The organism is Autumnicola musiva (assembly GCF_031846585.1).
In the GTDB taxonomy this organism is placed as follows: Bacteria; Bacteroidota; Bacteroidia; order Flavobacteriales; family Flavobacteriaceae; genus Autumnicola; species Autumnicola musiva.
Window position 1 is genome coordinate 21,378 of record NZ_JAVRHK010000010.1, and the last position, 22,751, is coordinate 44,128.

A 22,751-nucleotide genomic window follows, 5' to 3' on the forward strand; every position below is an offset into this window, starting at 1 on the left:
AAATCTTGGACTTTATTTATTCTGAAATACGGATTTTAGATAAGCTACATTGGCTCCATAATTTGCCTTTCGGTCGTGGACGTGATCGGTATCCCGGGAACGTTCTACGATCAACCAGCCTTTCCAGTTCATCTTATCCAAGGTTTTTTTAACTGCCGGCATATTAAGGGCCGGATCGTTTTCTATAAGTTCCCCATCGGTATTACTGGCGTGTATCTGTGCGATATTTTCGTTGCCCAGTATTTCCAGTTCCATGCAGATATCCTTTTCATTTTTTATCGCATTGGCAAAATTAAAAGAGCTCTTTATATTTGGAGATCCTATTTCTTCAAGAAATTCTTTCTCAGCCTTTGCATCATAAGAAGTTTCCACGCCAATTACTCCTCCTATTTCGCCGACTTCCTGACCTGCCCATTTTAAACGCTTCACAATTTCAGGCCGCAATTCGGGATATTTGATCATATCACCTTTTACACCCAACGGCAAATAGGCATTTTTTACTTTCATTTCTTCCATAACATCAATACAGTCCTTCACCATGAGATGTACGGTAGGCCTTTCAGCAAATGATTGTGCATAAAAACCAGACATTGCTACCGAACTAATCTCCACTCCGGTCTCTTTAGACTTCTGAAGGAATTGTGCTCTTATTTCCGGATCACCCAACTTATTGTCAAAAGTTACGCGATCACCCAGCCCGCCCATATCCATCTCGATTCCATCAGCATTGAGTTCATTTGCGAAACTGAAGGCACTTAATTTTTGTCTTTTTAAGATCATCCAGTCACAAACTGCTATTTTGTATCGTTCTTCTTTTAATCTGTGAAGCGAAAAAGCATTTGCTGAAATAAACGATGAGCCAAGGTAAACCCCCAACGAACCCAGAGCAGTTTTTTTTATAAAATCCCTTCTGGCTGTATTCTTTTCAAACTGTTCACTCATCGAATTATAAATTACTCTTCTCGAATTAAGATATTCAGTTTGAAAAATATCCTTTTAACAGGAATTTAGTATCCTGTACTATCCCGAAGCGATACAACCAGGATCGTGCATAGATAGATTTAGCCAGAATTAGTTTTAAATAATGTGCTGAATTTAAAAAATCTAGGAAGAAATGAGATGGCCAAGATTTTCTGACGAGGCAATTTCCTCTCCGTTTCTGAAAATCTTCAGCCCTTTACCCTTATTGTATTTATCGCCGGTTTTATCCCAGATAATAGTAAGAATATCCCCATGATAAAGCACATTATCCAGACAAAAATAGTCCCATTGATCTTCCGGAACTAAAGGATTTACTTCAATTTTTTCATCGGCTCTTGGTCTTAATCCAACCAGCCCGGTAATTACAAGATCGTTAAAAGTAGAATGATTATAATAGCGACTCCTTTCACGATCTCCCATTAGCCAGTATCCGGTGGATTCATCAAGATATTCTCCTATATAAGGACGGCCTCTGTAATATTGTGATTCCACATATCGATCCATTAGCTGATAATAATCTTCCTTCTCTACAATATCCTGATCATAATTATTCATAAAATTAGCCAGGGCAGTCATTGTTTGTGAGGTTGCAAAAGGCCATACTGCACCATCCCATTCACAGGTGCCGGTACCATGGCTTCTAAAGCGCGGACTTCTCCTTTCCGCTGTGGTCAAACCGAAAGGCGCCAGAAAACCTTCCTCATTTTTCACCTGTTTCCAGGCTTCATTATATTTAGAATTTTCATCTGGTAAATTGAAATACCAGGGAATAAATCCTATTGCCTCCCGAACATTCGCGCAGGTATCATTTTCAGTAAAAGTCTCGAAAAACTGATCTTTTGCATTCCACAGTTTTTCTTCAACCAGTTGCTTTAAAGTATCCGCTTTGGCTTCAAAGGTCGCAGCAAGCTCCTCGTCACCTTTCATCCTTGCCATTTCAGCAAGAGCCTTGGCATTTCCATACATATAACTATTTATAGTGGGCCGTGCATTTTTAACATGGCGACCACCACTTAGCGATTCTTCCATTCCATCTTTAACATCGTATTGCCAGAAAAGACCATCATCCCTGCGACGGTCCCCTTCCCAGGCTTTATACTCTTCTACCAGATCTGGAAACATATCCAGTAAATATTCCTCATTCTGGTCTACCAAATATTTATCATAAAGGCTCGAAGCAGTCCAGCTGCTAAAGGACCTTAATTTTTCCATATTCTCACCCTCATTCCCCCTGAACCATACATGCACGTTCTGATCTATATAATCTTTATTGTGCAGCCATCGAAATTCGTGGATATGATGACTTAGCGCACAGCTAATGAGGTTGAATTTATCTGCATAAGATCTTTCTACCAGAAATTCGGTGATCGCATAACCTTCAGGCGTCTCTTTTATATGTTTCCTGGCAGTCCACCAGCGGTAATAATACATTTCTTCAAAACTTTTTTGAGAAGTTTCAAAAAGCGGAATGTTCTTTTGCATCCAGTTCCAGGAACTATCGTTCGGAATTGCCTGCACGATGTTCTCCCCTTCCATATTATTAAATTTTTCGGCATAATTCTGAAAATCATTGGCTTTTAGAATAAATGCCTTCGAGCTGGTTTGCTGTTCCTCAGCTCCATTTTCAGTATCACAGGAAAATGAAATAAAACTCAGAAAAAACAATATTGAAAATAACTTTATATATCTCAGATTCATAAATGTTTATTTTGAATAAAATGTATAGATTTTACCTTTTTCGGTTTGAATATCGTATTCGTAGAATTTAGGCAGATCGGGTTTTGAAGTTTCAGTTTTGTCTGAAATTAGCGGTTCTTTGACCGGGTATATCTTGAAAAATGGATTTGGATTCTCTCCTTTCGCAATTTTTAGATCACCCAACTTCAGTTTAGTTGATGTCCGAAGCCGAAGATTTCCGCCTAAATTGGATTTAATCGTAAGCTTTGCCGGTTCGTTAGCTTCCCACTCCAGACTTTCAATGGTAAAACCTCCCCGGGCACGAATACCTTCAATTTTGCCTTTTTTCCATGCATCGGGCAGTGCCGGTAATAAATGAACAGCTCCTTCGTGGCTCTGCATCAGCATTTCAGCAATTCCCGCGGTAACGCCAAAATTCCCATCAATCTGAAATGGTGGATGCGCATCCAGCATATTCGGATAACTGCCGCCACCATCACTGCCTACCAGGCCTAACTGATCGTTAAGTAATTTATAAGCGCGATTTCCATCCAGCAACCTTGCCCATAAGTTCACCTTCCAGCCCATAGACCAGCCTGTTGATTTATCACCACGGTGCTCCAAAACAACTTTTGAAGCTTCAAAAAGCTCTGGGTTTCGAAAAGGTGAGATCTGGTTACTTGGAAAAAGTCCGTATAAATGTGAAACGTGACGGTGATCGTCTTCAGGATCGTCCCAATCCTTCAGCCATTCCTGTAACTGCCCGTAACGACCAATTTGCATAGGCGCCAGTTTTTCTTTTGCAGACTCTAATTTTCCCACGAAATCGTCATCTTTGGAAAGAATTTCTGCGGCTTCGGCTGTGTGCGAGAAAAGATCGAACACCAACTGGTTATCCATTGTTGAACCTGCGGTTATAGACGCATTCCCTTCGCCACCGCCATGAGAATTCTCCGGAGAATTGGAAGGTACTACAACAGACCAGCCATATTCAGGATGCGGGATCATAAAATCCAGGAAAAATTCAGCAGAACCTTTCATAATTGGATAGATCTCTGCCAGATATTCCTTATCACCGGAATAAAGGTAGCGTTCCCACAGATCCTGCATAAGCCAGGCTCCCCCGGCGGGCCACATTCCAGAATGAGCGTTATCAATAGGCCCGGTTATTCTCCAGATATCGGTATTGTGATGCAGCACCCAGCCATCAGCATCATACATTATTTGCGCTGTTTCCCTTCCGGTTTCGCTTACCTCTTTTGCCAGCTGAATAAAAGGTTCATGCATCTCCGGAAGATTAGTAAGTTCCGCAGGCCAGTAATTCATTTCGGCATTAATATTCATGGTGTATTTGCTTTCCCATGGTGGGAAAAGCATATCGTTCCAGATTCCCTGCAGGTTTGCGGGCTGTCCACCAGGCTGAGAACTGGAAATGAGCAGGTATCTTCCAAACTGGAAATACAATGAAACCAGTTGTGGATCATCCTGATCTGAAAAATTTTTAATTCTAAGATTTGTAGGTTGATTTACGGCATCGGTTTTCCCAAGATCGAGGGAAACGCGGTTAAAAAACTTCTGATAATAATCCGTATGATCTTTCCTGATCGTTTCAAAATCTCTCCGTCGGGCCTCGCTTAGCAAACGCTTTGTTTTTTCCCTCACATCTACCGAAAGATCCTTGTAATTTTTAAAATTTGTAGCGATAGAAATATAAATGGTTGCTTCATCTGCGCCATTAATAGCAATATATCCATCTTCAGATTTTGCTGTACCACCTTTAGTTTCAACAGCTGCCCTTCCTTCAAAATCCACTCCGCCTCTCAATCCTTCATGATTACTGGATGTGCCATCCAGCATAATCACATCTTCCCTGCTCACCGGGTCAGTTTTATCAAAAGGACTGTTCATTAAAACATTACAGGTAATGCTTCCTGGTTTATCTGCGGAAAGTTTTACCGCCACCACGTCATCTTCAAATGCTGAAATTATTTCACGTTTATAAGTTACCCCGTCTACTTTGTAAGAAACTGAAGCTATCGCTTTTGAAATATCAAGACCCCGGTAATAATCTGAATAATTATTATGTCCCGGAAAAGAAATATACACATTACCAAATGTCTGGTAAGGCATTCCATTGTTGGTCTGCGAGCGAATATCGCTGGTGGCAAGATCCTGAGCTTCCTTATATTTTCCTTCAAAGATGAGCTGCCTCACCTTTGGAAGTGCCTTTAAAGCCTTCTCGTGAGCAATACTGTTTGGCTGGCCAGCCCAAATGGTTTCTTCATTTAACTGCAAACGTTCTACGGAAGGATTACCAAAGATCATAGCTCCCAGTCGGCCATTCCCAATGGGAAGAGCTTCATTCCAGTTTTCAGCAGGTTTATCATACCATAGCTTCATGTTATTTTCAGACTGTCCATAGCCCGAAAAAACTGAAAGCACCAGTAAGATTACTAAATTAATGTTTTTAAATATTTTATTCATTTTGATCTTTTTCGTAGGTTTCGCCAAAAAGGGAATATAATTTATCAATATCCTTAATAGCATTTTCTGGTAGTTTTTCTCCGTTCTTTCCGAAGACTTTCATTTGATTTTCAGTTTCTACAGTTATATCTTCTGAAATTTTATCATCCTCAGTAATCTTTGTAATATCCAGGTTTAGATATCTGGCCATAAACGGATACATTGCCTTACGTTTGGACTCCTTATAATTATGGCCTTCCTCCTGAAAATGGGCATTTTCAACCTTCTCTTCAGCATCATAAAATGAATACACATCCCTGATGAAAGGATACTCAAGATCGGGGACATTTTGAGTCCAATCCTGCCCGTCGGATATAATCAACTGGGGCCTTGGAGCAGCCATTGCAGAAATTTCAGCATTATTGGTTCCATTACCACATAAATGTATTGGCTGACCACTTTCACAGGGACATCCACCTGAAAAATAGGAAGAAACCATAACCACCGGAACAGAAACCTTTATTCTGTCATCGATTGCCGTGAGAAATAGAGTATGAGAACCTCCGCCGGAACCTCCTGTAATACCAATTCTTGATGAGTCTGCTTCAGGAAGCTGTACTAAATAATCCAGTAGTTTTTTTCCATTTAACACCTGAATAGTTTGTGCCATACTGGTTCGGTGATATTCATACGGAAACTGAAGTGCCGATTCTCCCCAAGCGAAAAGATCATAACTCACTACAAGCGCTCCCATTTTTGCCAGATTTGCACATCTAATTTGTTCACTTTCGCGATAGCGGCCATCTCCAAAATGACCATTTGGAGATAATATTACCGCGTTCTTTTTCTTCAGCGGAAAAGGCTTATAAATCGAACCGGTGGCGTAAACACCAGGAACAATTTCTAAAGCGATATTTTCAACGGTATATCCTTTATATTTTCTCTTTTTAGTAGTAATTACTTCGGGATTTTTAACTTCAGAAGCTTTTTCGAGCTTTAAAGCGTCCTTTATACAGGATTTCAAATCAGCTTTACGAGATTCCCATTCGGCTTTGGTATCGTAAAGATTTTGCAGGTAATTCAACCTTTCCCGGCCCAAATCCGGAGTACGGCGGGGATAATCAAACTTTCGGATACTGTAAACAGAATCTGATTCTTTCCAGTACATTAAATTAAAAGGAGCCAGGACAGCTGTTAACGAAACTTCCAGGTTATCCTGACGGATACGCCAATCGGCATAATCAAGTTTCTTCCCTTCCAGCAACTTTTTTTCATCATTAATTTTTACATCATATATTTCCTCAATACGATCGATGGTTTCAGTAATCGATTGATTAAAATTGGTATCGGAATTCTGCGAAAGAATCGGGATAGACGCCACTAAAAAAAGACAAAGAAAAAGAACGCTTCCTCGGTGGGAAAGCTGTTTTATACCCTTTAACTTGTTCGATTCCTTTGCCATTATAGTCTTACATTTATTGAATAGGACCCGGAACCAACTTCAAAAACAGTTTTGCCTGATATGTTCTCATATGTCTCAAGTTTTTCAGCATTTAAAGTAACTTCTGAAAATTCATTTACTGGAAGCTTTACGGTAGCACTGGTATTTGCAGGAATTGTAAATTTAAAGCTAAGCCCTTCACTATCTCTCTCCCATTCTGAAATTATTTTACCATAAAGTGATTCGTAAGAAGCTTTTACAAATTCCATATCTCCTACAAGTTCGGGTTGTAAGAAGAAATGCTTATATCCGGGGTTTTCTTCATCAGGAACAATTCCTGCCAGACTCTTATAGAACCATTCTTCAATCTGACCCATCATAAAATGATTCAGAGAATTGCCATTCCGCGGATCCCATTGTTCGGTGAGTGTGGTTAAACCGAATTTGATCTGAAAACCATAGCCTGGTGTATCGTAATGATTCTGCATCTTATACATCACTTCGTTTTGGTCATTTTCAGCAAGTGTTTGAAAAAGGTACCTGTTTCCTACGTCTCCGGTAGTAAGCCTGTAATTGTTAGCCTTTATTGTATCGAGCAGACTGTTCATCACTTTCTCTTTATTTTCAGGTTCCACGATTCCCATATAAATCGGAACAGCATTGCTAAACTGGCTGCCAGTAGCATAATTTCCTTTTTTTGGGTTATAAAACCTGTTGTTGAAAGCTTTTCTGATTTCCGTGGATAAATTTTGATATTTTTTAGCATCCTGGTTTCGTCCCAGCATATCTGCAGCTTTTGCAACTAAACTGGCCCCATAGAAGTAATGGCTAGTAGCAGAAAGGGCAATTGGGCTGTTTTTGGAATATCCCGCAGCATGTTCACCGTAATCGTACCAGTCACCAAGACCGTGATCTACAATGTGATTTTCGGCTGTTGAAGAAAGATAGTCCACATACTTTGTCATAACCGGGTAATATTGCTCAATTAAAGAGGCATCACCATAATATTCATAATACATCCACGGCAGCATGATTCCGGCAAGGCCCCATTCGGGAGAATCGGTAAAGTCTCCACCAAAGATGATATATTCGGGTGCGATATTGGGAATAAGTCCATTTTCCCGCTGCGCATCGGCAATATCCCGCATTATTTTCGGTATAAAGCCTTCCAGATGATAATTATAAAAAAGCCCAGGGCCATTAAGATGTGTTTCCTCTAGCCAACCCAGTTTCTCCCGGTGCGGACAGTCGGTAAACACACTATGAAAATTACTTTTTATAGCTGCATCAATAAGCTCGTGCGCTTTATTAAAAATCTCATTCGAACTTGTAAAAGTGCCGCCTGGTTTAGCCGAATTGTTCACAAATAGTGAATTTACCTCCAGTACTGTTGGCAAACCCTCCATTTCATCCTTCTTGTAATTTGCACCTTCAATCTGTATATACTGGTAACCATAATAACTGAAGTAAGGCCGCCATTCCTCTATACCGTCGCCTTTAAATGTATATTCATAATAATACGGTTTTCCAGAACCGCCCTGGGCAATGGTGCCATCATCCTGAAGTTTTTCTCCAACCCAAATCTTTATCTTATCCCCTCTTTTTCCCCTGGCTTTGATTTTTGGAAAACCAGAAAGGTTCTGCCCCATATCCAATATATAGGTAGTATCATTAAAGGAATTTACCTCCTTTACTTTATAGCTTTTGGTCAATGAAACCGGAGGAGCTGTCTGAGGAATTAGCTTTCCTTTTGGCGCTTGCTGTAAAACAACTGGTTTCCAGGAAGCGGCATCAAAATCCGGAGTATTCCATCCCGGTTGCTCCATCCGGGCATCATAATCTTCCCCGCCAAAAAGCGTATTAAAGGTTATTGGACTCTTAGTATATTTCCAGCTATCGTCTGTTTTAATAATTTCTTCGGAACCATCTTCATAAGTAAGTCTAAGTTGAAGAAACAAAGTCGGTGGACCAAAACTAACAAAGAACTTGGAATACCTGTCGCCAATAACATTGTACATTCCGTTCCCAAGCATCACACCTACAGCATTTTCTCCTTGCTGAAGGTTTGTGGTTACATCATAAATATTATAATAAACCGTCTTATCATAATCGGTCCATAATGGAGCAAACTCACTATTACCAATATTTTTACCATTGATACTCAGCTTATAATGACCTAATCCGGAAACATAGACCTTGGCAGATTTAATATCCTTACCTGACTGAAATTCCTTCCGCAGCATGATACTCCGGTAAGCAAGAGAATCTACCGCATCCACTATTGAATCCCGCTTTGATTTTTTGAAGGTAGGTGTATGCATTTTCCGCCCTTCTGGCAAGTAACTGTCTGCCCTGGAAATTGCTCCAATCCATTCTGCTTTAAGAGCATCTTCACCGGGAGCAGTGAAGAAATGCGAAGTTTCGCTTTCTGAAGTTGTATTATTACCTGTCCATACCTGTATTTTCCAGTAATAATCCTGAGCGTTTTTCAATTTAGGACCTGCATATTTTATATGCTGGCTTTTTTCTGAATTAACCTTACCGCTATCCCAGTATAAATTACCATCAAAATCTTTATTTTCAGAAAGCTGAATGCGATAAGCCAACTGCTTTACATTAAAACCGGAAGATTGTAACTGCCATCCAAATCGCACCTCTTCAGGAGAAATCCCCATAGGGTTGAACTGCATGGCTACTTCTGGCTCTTCAACTTTCAAATCCTGAACCACAGGTACCGATTTTTCCTCTACCTTGCTTCCACAGGAAAAGAATAAAACCGATAAAAAAACATATATGATCTTAAATTTGATTTTCATTATTTGGAGAAAACTCCTGTTTTTAGACCTTTAATATAAAATGCTGCTTCGGGAATCTGCTTGCCGGGATTTTCCAAATCTTCGTGGTTTGCAGCCGGGCTTTCGGGAGTGGGTTCATATCTTTGATCTCCTGTTCTAAACATAATCCTTTCAAATTCATGTACAGGAGCATAAAAAATAAGGCGTTTTTCATCACCTCCATTCACCTGAACCGTATAAGATCTTGTTTCGGGTTCCAGGCGAACATCAATTCTATAGTTTTCACCTGCTTCATAATCTGCCAGCTTACTATATCTGTATCCTGCTTTAGCTTTTAATTCCCCATTTTCATCAAAAATAAGCCTTACCGCAGGCTGACCTTTTTCATTCTGGAATTCAACCTGAAGTTTCCCGTGGTCATTTTGCTCTGGACGGATTGTAAAAGAAGCCTCAAGATTTTTTGTAGTAGGAATAATCCTTTCTACCCTGGCATAATCATAGGCATCTTTATCCTTCAAGGCCAGCCATTTTTGATCGTTACTTTTCTCAATTTTTACGGGAGCCTGTTCCAAATCATAAATATTCCAGTATTTTAACTCCTCGCCATCAGGCATTAAATTAAAAACCTCATCAGCATGAGATTCAGCATTTGCTGTAATAGGAACGGGAACAGAAGCAACCCAAATATCTTCTTTATTCATGCTGTAGGTAACCCACATTTTCCCATCTGGTGGCGTGCCGTTTCCTTCAAGGATACCGCGTACGTATTGCGGGCCCCAGGATTTATAATTTCCGCCGTAACGCATCGTGGATATTTCCCCGTGAATCAGTAAAAGATCATTATAAACGATCCCATCTTCACTGGTGGAAACTGCTAGCGGCCATCTGAATTCTGAAGGATTATAAACTGTGGCATAATTTCCATCTGAAGTTTCCTGGCCCCATATCTTAGCATTTTTGTTTACAAATCCAGGAGCACGTAAAGGATGATATTTCCATGTTTCCCCTCCGTCCAGGCTTATTGAAGTTAAAGCATGCTTCCACAATCCCACTACTCGGTCATCAGGTAAATGATAATAACTGAATGCTTTAAATTGTTCCTGCAAAGGTATAAGCGGATCATCCCGATCCTGCTCTTCAACCCATTGTTGCATCATCAATGGTTTAGTAAGCAATTCCTCACAAGCTTGAATGAACTCCTCATCATCGCTTTCTTTATAAAATGGGAATTCAGATAAAGACTGATCCCAGTTTTTGTTGTAACGTATAAAATATATAGGGCCAAAACTTCCATTATCATAAATTTCCCTAACAACCCTTCCAATTCCATTTCCATCATTTGGAGAATCGTGTTCATCCATTGCAATTCCATAATACCCCAAAGCCAGAAGTTTATCTCCGGAAGAAACATAGAATCCCATTCGCTGATGCATAACCGAAGTAAGATCCTTGGCGGTGGCAGGATGCCCCTCCTTTTTATAACCATCAGGAATTGGATATACCGGGAAAAGCACTTCTGGTTTACCCCAGTTTTTCCCATCTTCTGAAGTAATCACGTATGACTGCCCCGGCGGAATATGTTCCCCTACCGGGTTGCTTAAATACTGCACAAAAAAAGTATCATCCCAATAGGCGAGGTTAGGCGCATGATTATAGGTCCAGCCATAATAATCTGCTGATTGTGGATGTTCTCTGCTGGCGCGCATTATTTGTCTGGCATGAACACCTACTGCAGGACGTAACTGCCCGTGATGGTAATCTATATTAGACAAGGTGCTACCAACATATTTAACAGTATCCACATCCTGTGCCAATACGGCATATGAAAATAAGCCGAAACAAACGGCTATAGCTATCTTGGTTAAATTCTCTGAATTTAATCGCATTGAAGTAAGATTAATATTATGGTTAAAAATTGCTATTTTAATTCCTTGCTTTTGGAGATAAGTCCGTCAAGAACTTTTCCTGAGATTCGGGTTATTGTCCCGTGTTTATGTCCTTCAGGCAGTTCAATTTTATCACTGATGTTAGTGAACTGATGAAAATTTTCAGTTTCAACGGCACCAAAGCTTTTCTCACCATAATGATCATAATAAATGATATATTTCCCATCCTGTTGTATCACGGTGGGACCTTCGGTTTTAAATCCGGTGAAGGGTTTTGAAATGTTCCTGTAAGGCCCCAACGGATCAGACCCAAAAGCCACCCTAAGATTTCTGTTAGGCCGGGTATTGTCTTTTATTACCAATACATAATCATCCTTGCCTCTTTTCACAATGACACAGTCGATCATACTGAAACCGGCATTCATAAAAAGTTGTGTATCTGTAAATTTCTTAAAATCCTTGGTCGTGGTGAAATACATACGGTGGTTGTTCTTCTCTTCTTCCTGTCCTTTTTCAAAACGATAGGGGATTGTAGAAGCCCAAAGAATAATAAACCTATCGCGATCTTTATCGTAAAACAGTTCCGGAGCCCAGACATTCACCACATCCGATTCATGGGCCATTGCAGGAATGTATTCTGCTTCGCTCCAGTTGATGAAATCTTTTGTACTGGCATGACCAAAACCATTTCCTCCCTGCCACTCTGTAGTCCAGACCATATGATATGTACCGTCCGGACCCTTTTCTACTGAAGGATCCCGCATAATTTTGCTTTCGCCGACATTTGGCTTAAGGTAAGGACCGCCAAGATTTTTCCAATGATAACCATCATCACTATAAGCCAGATAAAGACCTTCATCGGCCGGTTCCCGGAAACTCGTAAATAGATATACAGAATCCTGTTCATTTTCCTGCTGTTCCTGGATATCCTGCCCCACTGAAACATTCTTGCCTTTTTGATCTTTACAAGAAAAAATTAGAATTAGAAGTATTAACAGTAGCCCTTTTTTCATCGATTTTTATTTTTTTTGAATGATAGCGTTTTTTCCGACTTCTGCACTTTGCTCTAAAATTTTCCCGGCTTTGGGAAGAATATTGTTCTGAAAATGAATGTTCTCTGTCTGGTCTCCCGAAACAGAAAAGAAAATATCGAAAGGCTGAAATATAACGGAATTGCCAAGCAGCATATTTTTCACATTTTCAGCCTTAATAATCGCTGTATTTTTAAGAGGATTTTCAGATTCTACATTATCAAGTACAAGGTCTTCGGAATTTTTAAATTCAAAAGAAGGCCCCATTTCAGTAGTTACAGAGACATCATGAAATTCAACATTTTTAGCAACAGAAACGTAAAAACCTTCTTTAGCCTGAAAATTGATATCTGAAAAAGAGATATTTTGCACCGGCATTTCTTCAATTCCCAATATTTTTCCGGCAGCATTAATATTCTTGCCTGTTATACCCGAAAAATGAATGTTTCTGAAGGTGGGAGTTCTTTCTGAAACCGGTTCTATTTCTTTATTCTTATCATAAAACATATTCATCATTATCGCCTCGTCCTGAATATTGTTCATTATAATGTTAGATACTCTAATGTCTTCTACGGTACCACCCCGACCACGAGCAGTCTTTAGCCGTATTCCACGATCGGTTCCGTCAAAAATGCAATTTGAGATCGTTACCTTTTTTACTCCGCCAGACATTTCACTACCTATTACCACACCACCATGTCCACTAAGCATGGTACAGTTGGTAATGGTAACATTCTCGGTGGGAGTCGCCCATTTTCGCCCATCGGCATCACGGCCAGATTTGATGGTAATACAATCATCACCCACGCTAATATGACAATCTGAAATATGAACATTCTTACATGAAGTAGGGTTGATCCCATCGGTATTTGGTGAGGGCGGATTATAAATGGTGACGCCGGTAATTCGAATATTATTGCAGAAGGCAGGATTCACCGTCCAGAACGGACTGTTTTTTATCGTAATACCTTCAATAAGAATATTTTCAGATTGAAAGGCCTGAAATAAAGGCGGCCTGAAAAACATCAGGTTCATGGTGCGCTGGTAGTATTCAGAAGTTTCAAGGTTTGGATTTTGTTCCTTCCACATCTTTTGATATTTATTGAGCGGAAGTTTCTCTTCAGCCAATTCAATATCATACATAGAGTTCCACCATTTCTTTCCCTGTCCGTCTATAGTCCCTCTACCCGTAATCGCTATATTTTTTACATTATTGGCATAGATTAGTGGAGAGAAATTGTTCATCACCGTACCTTCCCATCGCATTTGTACAAAAGGCAGATAATTATCAAAATCGTCTGAAAACCGCAACACTGCACCCGCATCAAGGTGAAGTGTGATATCACTTTTTAATCGAATGCCGCCTGTGAGATAATCGCCGGCTGGAAAATAAATGGTGCCGCCGCCTTTTGCCGAAGCTTCATTTATGGCTCCCTGAATGATATCTGTAATAACAGAATCTATGGTTTGAGCCCGCCTTTCGGAGATATTGATCCATCCGTCCTGTGCAAAATTCAGTAACGGGATAAAGAAGAATATGATTAAGATTTTCTTTGACATCTTTAGCTTTTTAGCACTAGGATTTTTGCTCAAGAATAAGCACCCAGTCGTTTCCATCTTCCTGTTTTCCTTCTGGTCTAAATGTATATTTTTCTCCATCTGCCTGAGGCAATTCACCTATTTCGCTTTTTTTACCGGTTCTGGGATCGTACCAGCTGGCTTTAAAATCTTCAAAATTCAGTTCACTGGCGTCGATTTCTATTTCCCGGCCGTTGTACGTATAGACCAAAGCATAGCCATCACCACTGGTGGCAGGCAGATAATCATATCGTTCACCACTGTTCAGTACAAGAGTAGAATCAGGTCTTCTGCTGAAATAAGGATAATCAACTATAAGTTTCTTCACGTATTGCATTTGTTTAGCTCCGGGATCATCAAGGGCTACATCCCAGGCTTTTTTGTTTCCATAAGCTCCGGTTTCATCTCCGGCCGGATGCATTTGCATCACCGCGCTATGACCATAGGTAAATCCGGCAGCTCCTGCAAAAACCGACCAATATGCATAACGCCTAATTTCATGAGCTTTCCAAAAGGGCTGCAAAGTATCATGAAGTCCGTATGGAATACCTTCATAAGAGGGTTCTCCATCCAATGTTGGCTTTACAGGCTTTAATTCGTAATCGGCTTTTACATAACGCCAGTTATCTTCGCCATAATTTTTTTCGGTATCATCCTGGGCATAGGTTCTGTGGCCAGACTGAAACATATTGAAATCCAACCAGTCTGCCTCATGAAACCAGTCGGAAGAATCGTGCCTGCCACGCGGATGAAAAGTAATAAGTTTTTCAGGATTGTACTCGTTCAGGGTTTCCCCCAGTGCATTCCAGACATTGGTGTATTCATTTCCAAAAGTATCTCCTCCGTTCAGCCAGATCACATTTTCTTTATCCTTATATCTTTCGGCAAGAAACTTGGCATATTCCCGCGCCTGCTCTTCGGTAACATTTTCGATATTTCCACCCCACACCGGAACCATAGCCATATAAATACCATTTTCTTCCGCTGTTTTCACCGCATAATCGATATGATCCCAAAAATCGTATTGAAGGGAATCTGAAGCGTCAGCCCCATCGGTTACCACAGGTTCGGCTACATTTTGTTTTACCAGTGCAGTATCTTTATATACATTTACTGCGTCAAGCGAATGCAGTACCATGGCCTGTATTACATTGAACTCTTTAGATTTTCGATCTTCAATATATTTTTTGATTTGATCACGATCCAGACGATTAAACATAAGCCAACCTGTGTCTCCCAGCCAGAAAAAAGGTTCTCCGTTTTCTTTCTGAAAATAACGGTTGTTTTCTGAAATTGATAACGCACTAAGCGTGGTATCCTGTTTAACATTAGCTGCTTCTTGTGCACTTTCATTTTCCGAATTGTCCCGGCATCCGGATAACAACAAAAGTATGGATAGAATACCGCAAAGATTTAGAACAGATGTTTTGGTCATAATTTAAATTTTTTCAATAAAAAATATTTTTTCAACTTTTGAAGGATTTATACTCACAACAGAACCTGCCTTCAAAATTTCTTTTTTGGTGGCATTACCGCTTTCCGGATCAATTACATATACCTGAAATTTCCCTTTGGTATTACTTAGATCTACTACAAACTGTTGACTTTGATTTAGATAATACAAATAGGCCTGACCTTTATTCTGAAGTGTCCAAATATTACTTTGATAATCTTCTCCTTGAACCAAAGACATTTTGGGAATTTCATTATAAAATGATTCCAAAGAAACCTGTGGGATGCTTGGCAAAGAAGCGGTAGCCATAAGTTGTGCCCATCCAAAACGGGGAGCACCGTTTGTATTATATACCACCGCTTTTTCAGGAAATTGTTCCCTGTATTCCCTGATTGCACGGTAAACTGATCTTGTAGATTCCTTACCGTTTTCCATTTTTCGTGCATGTTGTCGTGGTGCAAGATTTTTTCCTCCTTCGGGAGCATAAGTTTCACCATTTTCACGGTAGTACCAGTACTTAATATCGATTACGTCTACAATAGAAGACCGTTCCTTGTCCTGCAGAATAGCATCCTGAACATCTTTAGTAGCACTTAGGCCAATCAAGGCTTCATTCTCATGATCTGCTTCCCAGTCCTTAATAACATCTACCCAAAACTGTGTAAAATGAAGGGGACCGGTATATTCAGCACTGGTAAACTGGACAACATTACCCTGATTTTTAAAATTATCAAGAGATTTCCTGATATAAGCTGCATGTAAACCTCTTCGTTTTTCGTTAGTTATATCGTAAAATTGTCGCGCCAGAAAAATGCGCTTGTCCCCGGCGTAAGGTGGAGGTTCAGGGAAACCAGTATCATTAATATTATTCGCAGAGCGCCAGGGAGAACTTGACCAGTGTGCCCCGGCCTCCAAAATATTATGCTGGAAGTACTGCTGGTGGAAAAGCATCTGCCCTTCCTGCTCAGCCAGTTCAGCATAACGTTGTAACCTTGACCAGTACCACGTGTTATATTTGGTAAGATCATATTTGCTTAGATGGTCCCAGGCCAGGCCTTCACCGCTGCGTGCGAAAGGTTGCTCATAGAATGGTGGCCAGGTATCAGTATCATATCTTCTAACTCTTTGATGATCGTCCATACGCCGCTCATACCACAACCCATAATTATGATCTAGTGCCACCACATTGTGCTCTTTGAGCCAATCTACAGTTTCCTCAAGATTATCTGTAAGTCCGCGGCCTCTCCTCCCTGGTGCGAAGCGGGTAACATGGGGAGTAGATTTTTGTACATCTTCATCGCGCAGGCTTCCACGCCACCACATCACGGTCATATGTTTACCTGCAAGTAACTTATCTTTAAATGTCAAAACACCGTTATTCATAGTTATTTTAAAATCATCTTCAGCTGACTCTTTATCTTTGGGAAGTTTAGATTTTAATATTTGATAACTGACTGCATTTTCATTGTTAAATTGAAGCGGCCTTCGTTTATCTACATTAGCAATCCACTGCTTTAAACCTACCAGTTCATTTGCTGCTTCCTGGGTAAGCTGTTCAGCAGCTTCCAATGTTGGACTTGTTGAAGGTTCGGTTCCTAATTCAAGTACATCTGGATTAACCGGAGTTTCACCCAATCTTTTTTCCAGTTGCGCATAGAACAAACTTCTGGGCGAAATATGGCTGTTCACTTCTTTCCAATTACCATCACCAGAATATTGTCCCCAAACCCCAAAAGCCCAATTTTCAGCAGTTGGCGGACTCGGAACTTCCATTTTTGAAGCCGAACTTTCCCAGATCACCGAATTAGCTGCTGTCCATCCGGAACCACGAGCCAGCTGACCCTGGTTAGCAAAGCTTAAAGCATCGCCATCAATAGTTACCACATCAAAAAGTACTCCGGTAGCCCAGCTGCCAATAGCCCCGCTGAAACTATATGGGAGATAGGCTTCACATTGTACGAAGGCATTGGGACCGGTAGTACCATAGCCCCCCACTGCAAAATCATGATAACCATGCTCAGAATAACAACGCTGAAAAAGCGTCTGCTGACCTTCAGTATAAAAAGTATGACGCCTGAAAGCAGCAATTTCGGAAACCGGATGAAGGGAAATACAATCTTCTACAGTAACCTGGCTGCCGGTTTTTAAAATATGTACTGCGCCCCCTGCCATATTTTCAAAATTAATACGGCGAACCCATACGTTACGGGCATTTTCTATAGCTATTCCAAGCCAGCGGTGTTGTTCATCTTTAGGATTACCTGGATCAAATTCAGATTTAATTTTAAGGTTTTCGATCCCTAATTGTTCTAATCTTCCCGGCCATTCGTATTTAAAAACCTTTAAATTATCATTTTGAGGATCCAAGTTCATGGTTAATGGAGCGCTGAGTTCTATCTTACCAGAATTTGCTGCTTCAATTCTTCGGTCCCAGCTGATATCCCAATCGTCGGTTTTCCATCCTATCCAGCCGGTTTCTGCACCAAAATCATTCATATTTAGTGTATCCAGCCACTCCTGCTCCAGCTGTTTCCTTATAAAAATATGATCGCCGGGATTAAGCTTTCCTGAAGCCGTATTAATACTTCTGGCTCCTAATGGTATAAAATTTCCATCCATGTTGAGGCTATCGGTGATCCTAAAATCTTTTTTACCAAGCACCCGAATCATAGCTTCACGTTTCACCCCGGTTCCTAAAATTATTGTTCCTTCATCTGTGTTTCCGGACCCCCTAAGCACTACTCCCGATCTATTAAGGTAAATGGTTCCCGATATTTTAAATGTCCCTTTTTCCAGGACTACAGCACCCCGAAATCCATCTGCATCAGGTTTGAGGTTGCCCACATAATCAATAGCTCTCTGTATGGCTTGAGTGGCATCTCCATCTACAGGGGCAATAACAACTTTACCCTGTACTGGCGGAATTGATACTGAAGAACTTTCGTATCCGGAGAATGAAAAATCGGGAATCTCATTTCCATAATTATCACTCACATATACTATTTCATCTTGTTCATCTTTAACAAGATCTGGATATTTTTCCTGGGAATTAGTTCCCATACCCATTAAAATAAATATAAGCAAGCATAAATCTTTGTTTTTCAAAACCATTTAATAGTATTTGGTAATTTATTTTCCTAATGAAGTTGTAAGAACAATTTGGTTATTCTCAAAATTTGTCCATCTCGATGTCCAAAACCTACTTCTTAAGCCATATTCCATGATTTTGTAAAACTCTGCTGGCTGGTTAATTTGCCCATTCTTTATCTGCGTTTGCTTTATCCCAGGTTTTACTTAATTTGCCAAAATCATAGCCTTGTGAAGCAATATAATTATTAATAATTCCGCGATATTTATCCCACCATTGAGTTTGTCCCTCTTTATTAACAGCCAGCATGGCATTCTCTCTACCCTCCACCAGCAATGCAAGAATATGAGCTTTTTCTCCAGGTTTTAGCCCAGGCACCATTTCTAAATACATATGATGAAAATTTGGAAAAGCATCATATGTCAATCCGTCTTTAACCCGTTCAACCTGATAAGGGGTTAGATCATTTTCCAGTTTATCTACATACATCCTTTTTAGAGGCAGGTATTTATCTCTTGCAATTTCATAGGCTTTCACAATCTGCGAATCTTTTTCTTTTGGATCATCTTTGTAATTCTTCTCAATACCGTTCAGAGTAACAGCTCTTTTATCTAAAATATCATCCAGTTGATCGAGGTAATATACTGTAGCTTCAATAAGTCTATTAGTTTTATCAACCTCACTGAGCCTCATTTCTTGTAAAATACTGGCGGCTAATCTGCGATGAGATAATTCAATTTCCTGGGAAATTGTAATTGTATAATTTCCCAGGGTTATGAATAAGGACAAAAGAAAAGCTTGTGAATTGAGATTCCTCATAAATTTATGATCTCTGATTGTCCTTGTTTAGACTACTTTTTATATTGATCCAGCCCATTCTCTAATTCTGCCAAAGTATCAGTATTATTATTAAGATTAGTCCAATCTATATTCTTAGTAGGGTCTATTCCATTGATATACATTTCAATGTTGGTATAACCATTTTTACCATTTGAATATTTACTTGCATCAGAAGAATCATTTGGATCCAAATTATATTTTACCTCCCATGCATTGGGCATTCCATCACTATCAGAATCTGTATAAGGCTCACCAATATATTCCGGATAACCACCTACCTGCTCCGGCCTTGTAATAATTCCTTTTTTATAAGAATCGGCAGGCAATCTCCTGTTTATGAATTCAGTACCTATTTCGGTTTCCAGTCCTTCCGGAGCATTAATTTCTCCGGTTCTTACTTGCTTAATAATTCGTTTATCTACTGGATCCCTTTTAGGAAGCGTAGCTCCCACATTATTAAGCACAAAATTATAAGCTTCTTTTGCAGACATTATATCTACATTATGCATTGAGAACATTTTATCCTGTTTGATATATTCAAAACGATCTCTTTTTTCCTCCTCAGAAACATCTTCTAATTGAACCCCACCATTCCAGTTGTTCTGAGTGACTTCAGGATTTCCTTCCACAAAATTTCCCGCTACATAAGCTCTTCCATAAGTTTTTGGATCAAGATAACCCGATTCTGGCTTAAGTATGCGGTAACTTATTGGTTCATCTTTAGGAGTAATAGGCCCAGGTTTAAAGTAGTTATTAATAATATTAAACTGCGAACGATAATCTCCACCGTCTACTGACCTGTTCCACCAATTGAAGAGTACGTTGTTCACTAAATTGAAACTACCATACATTCCTATTGAAGGATTACGGGAAATATTGTTTGCCCATAGATTTCTTATGAAAGTGCTGTTCAGGCCACCAATTGTACTTCCAAATGCGTGGTTATAGGTATCAAGACCTTCAGAGGAAATACTGTTTTGAATGGTTAAATTAGAAGTAGGCAGTTTTTCCCGATCAGAATTCTCATTGGCTTTAAACATGTTTCTGTACAAAGACATATTTTCGTCAAGTCCCCAGCTGGCAGAAATATGATCAATCATTATATTCCCCATAGGTGAGCCACCAAGTGCATCGTCCCGGCGGGTAACATCAGTCGCTCCCCTGCGGAACCGCATGTGTCTAATAATTACATCATGCGTATCTATTTTAAAGGTTTCTCCTGCTATGCAAACACCATCACCAGGAGCAGTTTGACCTGCAATAGTGACATAAGGGGCACGGATACTAATTGGCTTTTCCAGCTGGATAATACCGGCAACATTAAATACAATTATTCTCGCACCTCCGGCTTCACAAGCCTCTCTTAATGTTCCGGGACCACTATCCGCAATACTTGTCACTACAAACACTTTACCTCCACGTCCTCCGGGAGTAAAGGAACCACCACCTTCAGCACCGGGAAACGCTGGAATATCTGCTTTTAAAAAGTCTCCGGGGTAAGCCCCCCATGGGATATAAGGCTTACCTTCTTTAGCCTCCTGCCTTACAATTTTATAAACCTCGCTATCCCACAACTGTTGTAAGCGTTCTTCTTCCTTTGCCATCCTGGTATCAGTTTCAGCCTGCATATCTTCAGGAATTTCGGGATATTGAGCAAAACCCTGAAATCCAATAAAGGTCAACAGTATAAAAAACGTATAATTTTTTAGAGTCATCATTCTTAGAATTTAATAGTTTTAAAAGAACGTAAAGGAGAAGAATGTTTTCTCCTCCTCCATTCCTGGTTTTTCATCATTTATCTAATATCCCGGGTTCTGTTGTAAATCATTTGTAGCCTGATCAATTTCTCCCTGGGGAATAGGTCTTAATGCATGATAAGGCTGAAATTCAGTAATATCAGGATTATACTCCTCAATTCTTTCTTCAAGCCTTCCGGTTCTTTTTAAATCAAACCAACGCAAAAATTCACCGGCAAGTTCCCGGGCTCTCTCGTCAAGAATAAAATTAATATCTACATCAGAAGGAGATATTTGCATTTCTTCAACAGAACCTTCAGCAGCTGCTCTGGTTCTTAGTACATTGATATGTTCTGCCGCCGCCGCATTATTTCCAAGCTGGTGCTCTGCTTCAGCAGCTATTAGATACATCTCAGCTAATCTCATTACAATTATATCAAGATAGCCTGCTTCTGCCCCTGCCGACTCTCTAAACGGATCCATATATTTCTTGAGTACCACGTAATCATTCCCGGTTTTTATAGTTCCGTCAGGATTATATACACTATCCCTATCTATCACCACATAAGGCCTTTCAGACTCATTAGCAATTCTTTTTTTAGTAATAAATAAAGCAGTATCTGCGCCAGGAGTCATTGTTACCCCTTCTATTTCCGGCTCTTTATCATAAACTTCCACATCTTCATCGTCCCACGTGAATTCGGTATTTGCTATCCAGGCTTCTTTAAATGAACCATAATATCTTTCATCGATCTCTTCATCATAAAAATCTAATAATGCAAGTGTGGGCATAAATTGCCTACCATTATCTCTACCATACTCCAGACTTTGCTCAAGTCCCGGTTTACCTGAATATGGAGATAAGAAAAACTGGTGTAACTTATTTCCTCTGGTATCAAAATTAAGGGAAGGATTGTCGGAGTTACTAATTACATACAAAGCTTCTTTATTATTTTTGTTATTCTCCGGATCCCATAAATCTCCATAATTCTCCCAGAGCTCAACTCCAAATTCCTCTTTGCGATTAATCACTTCCATGGCGGCATCCCGCGCCATTTCAAAATAAGTAGCTTCATCTCCATAATAAGCTCTTGATAAGGCAGCTCTGGCAAGAAAACCATAGGCTGCTTTTTTATCTGCCCTGCTATACTGCTCACCCTGATCTATTGGCAGATGTTCTGCAGCAAATTGCAAGTCACTTAAAATTAATTCATAAAAGTCCTCTACCGAGCTTCTTTCAGAGGTTTGTATAGCCTCCTGAGTTTCCTGCGTTCTTAAAATGGCACCACCCCATTGCTCCACTATATGCCAATAATAAAATGCACGCATAAACCGAAGTTCTGCAAGGCTACTATTACGTTCTTCATCTGAAGGCCAGTCAATATTATCTATACGATTAATACCTGCATTAGACTGGTTAACCCCTATGTATAACTCTCTCCATGCATTCCGCACAAATCCCACATTGGTGTGAAAATTAACATACTGAGTGATTTCACCGGCCCATAGCCTCTTATCCCTGTTAAACCAAAGGTCTGTACCCATTTCTGCAAGAAAAATACCATCTTCCTTATTGTACCAATACCTTTGCTTATCGTAAGCAGAATTTACCAGGGTTTGAAAATTCTCTGGTGTTGAATTCCATACTTCCTCAGCGGTTGCATTTGAAGGATTATATTCATCCAGTTCACAACTAACTACTCCGAACAATAAAAGAGTGAAAAAGGTAATATATATATATCTTATAGTGTTTTTCATAACTTGTTTATTAATTTATAAAAT

Annotated in this window: 13 protein-coding genes; all 13 read right to left on the minus strand. The window is 39.9% G+C overall.

Annotation, left to right across the window (positions count from 1 at the left end; translation table 11 throughout):
• Positions 1–12: 12 nt before the first annotated feature.
• Positions 13–942, minus strand: coding sequence for a TIM barrel protein (locus RM539_RS13320; protein WP_311503905.1), 930 nt, complete (start codon positions 940–942; stop codon positions 13–15).
• A gap of 162 nt (positions 943–1,104) precedes the next feature.
• On the minus strand, positions 1,105–2,679 hold the full coding sequence (locus RM539_RS13325) for an MGH1-like glycoside hydrolase domain-containing protein (RefSeq protein ID WP_311503906.1): 1,575 nt from the start codon (positions 2,677–2,679) through the stop codon (positions 1,105–1,107).
• A 6-nt stretch (positions 2,680–2,685) separates the two neighbouring features.
• Positions 2,686–5,142: a glycoside hydrolase family 95 protein gene (locus RM539_RS13330; protein ID WP_311503907.1), complete on the minus strand. Its 2,457-nt coding sequence runs from the start codon at positions 5,140–5,142 to the stop codon at positions 2,686–2,688.
• The gene (locus tag RM539_RS13335) at positions 5,135–6,583 is read right to left on the minus strand and encodes an acetylxylan esterase (RefSeq protein ID WP_311503908.1); all 1,449 of its coding nucleotides are present in this window, start codon (positions 6,581–6,583) and stop codon (positions 5,135–5,137) included. The genes RM539_RS13330 and RM539_RS13335 overlap by 8 nt, the downstream gene beginning before the upstream one ends.
• Entirely contained in the window at positions 6,583–9,378 is a 2,796-nt protein-coding gene (locus tag RM539_RS13340) for a glycoside hydrolase family 78 protein (RefSeq protein ID WP_311503909.1), read from the minus strand. The genes RM539_RS13335 and RM539_RS13340 overlap by 1 nt, the downstream gene beginning before the upstream one ends.
• A complete protein-coding gene (locus RM539_RS13345; protein ID WP_311503910.1) occupies positions 9,378–11,243 on the minus strand; it encodes a six-hairpin glycosidase in 1,866 nt (621 codons plus the stop codon). Before RM539_RS13345 ends, RM539_RS13340 begins: the two co-directional genes overlap by 1 nt.
• 32 nt (positions 11,244–11,275) lie before the next feature.
• Positions 11,276–12,256 carry a glycoside hydrolase family 43 protein gene (locus RM539_RS13350; protein ID WP_311503911.1) on the minus strand — a complete coding sequence of 327 codons (981 nt, stop codon included), beginning with the start codon at positions 12,254–12,256 and terminating at the stop codon, positions 11,276–11,278.
• Between the two features lie 6 nt (positions 12,257–12,262).
• Positions 12,263–13,834, minus strand: coding sequence for a glycoside hydrolase family 28 protein (locus RM539_RS13355; protein WP_311503912.1), 1,572 nt, complete (start codon positions 13,832–13,834; stop codon positions 12,263–12,265).
• Between the two features lie 16 nt (positions 13,835–13,850).
• Complete coding sequence (locus RM539_RS13360) at positions 13,851–15,287, minus strand: glycoside hydrolase family 140 protein (protein ID WP_311503913.1); 1,437 nt, start codon at positions 15,285–15,287, stop codon at positions 13,851–13,853.
• A 3-nt stretch (positions 15,288–15,290) separates the two neighbouring features.
• On the minus strand, positions 15,291–18,416 hold the full coding sequence (locus tag RM539_RS13365) for a DUF6298 domain-containing protein (protein WP_311503914.1): 3,126 nt from the start codon (positions 18,414–18,416) through the stop codon (positions 15,291–15,293).
• A gap of 136 nt (positions 18,417–18,552) precedes the next feature.
• The gene (locus RM539_RS13370) at positions 18,553–19,182 is read right to left on the minus strand and encodes a DUF3826 domain-containing protein (RefSeq protein ID WP_311503915.1); all 630 of its coding nucleotides are present in this window, start codon (positions 19,180–19,182) and stop codon (positions 18,553–18,555) included.
• A gap of 62 nt (positions 19,183–19,244) precedes the next feature.
• On the minus strand, positions 19,245–20,951 hold the full coding sequence (locus RM539_RS13375) for a pectate lyase family protein (protein WP_311503916.1): 1,707 nt from the start codon (positions 20,949–20,951) through the stop codon (positions 19,245–19,247).
• Between the two features lie 81 nt (positions 20,952–21,032).
• Positions 21,033–22,727: a RagB/SusD family nutrient uptake outer membrane protein gene (locus RM539_RS13380; RefSeq protein WP_311503917.1), complete on the minus strand. Its 1,695-nt coding sequence runs from the start codon at positions 22,725–22,727 to the stop codon at positions 21,033–21,035.
• Positions 22,728–22,751: the final 24 nt, after the last annotated feature.

Excerpts from the sequence above, each read along its gene's own strand:
- RM539_RS13320 (WP_311503905.1), bottom strand. The coding sequence starts at position 942 with ATGAGTGAACAGTTTGAAAAGAATACAGCCAGAAGGGATTTTATAAAA.
- RM539_RS13325 (WP_311503906.1), bottom strand. The coding sequence starts at position 2,679 with ATGAATCTGAGATATATAAAGTTATTTTCAATATTGTTTTTTCTGAGT.
- RM539_RS13330 (WP_311503907.1), bottom strand. The coding sequence starts at position 5,142 with ATGAATAAAATATTTAAAAACATTAATTTAGTAATCTTACTGGTGCTT.
- RM539_RS13335 (WP_311503908.1), bottom strand. The coding sequence starts at position 6,583 with ATGGCAAAGGAATCGAACAAGTTAAAGGGTATAAAACAGCTTTCCCAC.
- RM539_RS13340 (WP_311503909.1), bottom strand. The coding sequence starts at position 9,378 with ATGAAAATCAAATTTAAGATCATATATGTTTTTTTATCGGTTTTATTC.
- RM539_RS13345 (WP_311503910.1), bottom strand. The coding sequence starts at position 11,243 with ATGCGATTAAATTCAGAGAATTTAACCAAGATAGCTATAGCCGTTTGT.
- RM539_RS13350 (WP_311503911.1), bottom strand. The coding sequence starts at position 12,256 with ATGAAAAAAGGGCTACTGTTAATACTTCTAATTCTAATTTTTTCTTGT.
- RM539_RS13355 (WP_311503912.1), bottom strand. The coding sequence starts at position 13,834 with ATGTCAAAGAAAATCTTAATCATATTCTTCTTTATCCCGTTACTGAAT.
- RM539_RS13360 (WP_311503913.1), bottom strand. The coding sequence starts at position 15,287 with ATGACCAAAACATCTGTTCTAAATCTTTGCGGTATTCTATCCATACTT.
- RM539_RS13365 (WP_311503914.1), bottom strand. The coding sequence starts at position 18,416 with ATGGTTTTGAAAAACAAAGATTTATGCTTGCTTATATTTATTTTAATG.
- RM539_RS13375 (WP_311503916.1), bottom strand. The coding sequence starts at position 20,951 with ATGATGACTCTAAAAAATTATACGTTTTTTATACTGTTGACCTTTATT.
- RM539_RS13380 (WP_311503917.1), bottom strand. The coding sequence starts at position 22,727 with ATGAAAAACACTATAAGATATATATATATTACCTTTTTCACTCTTTTA.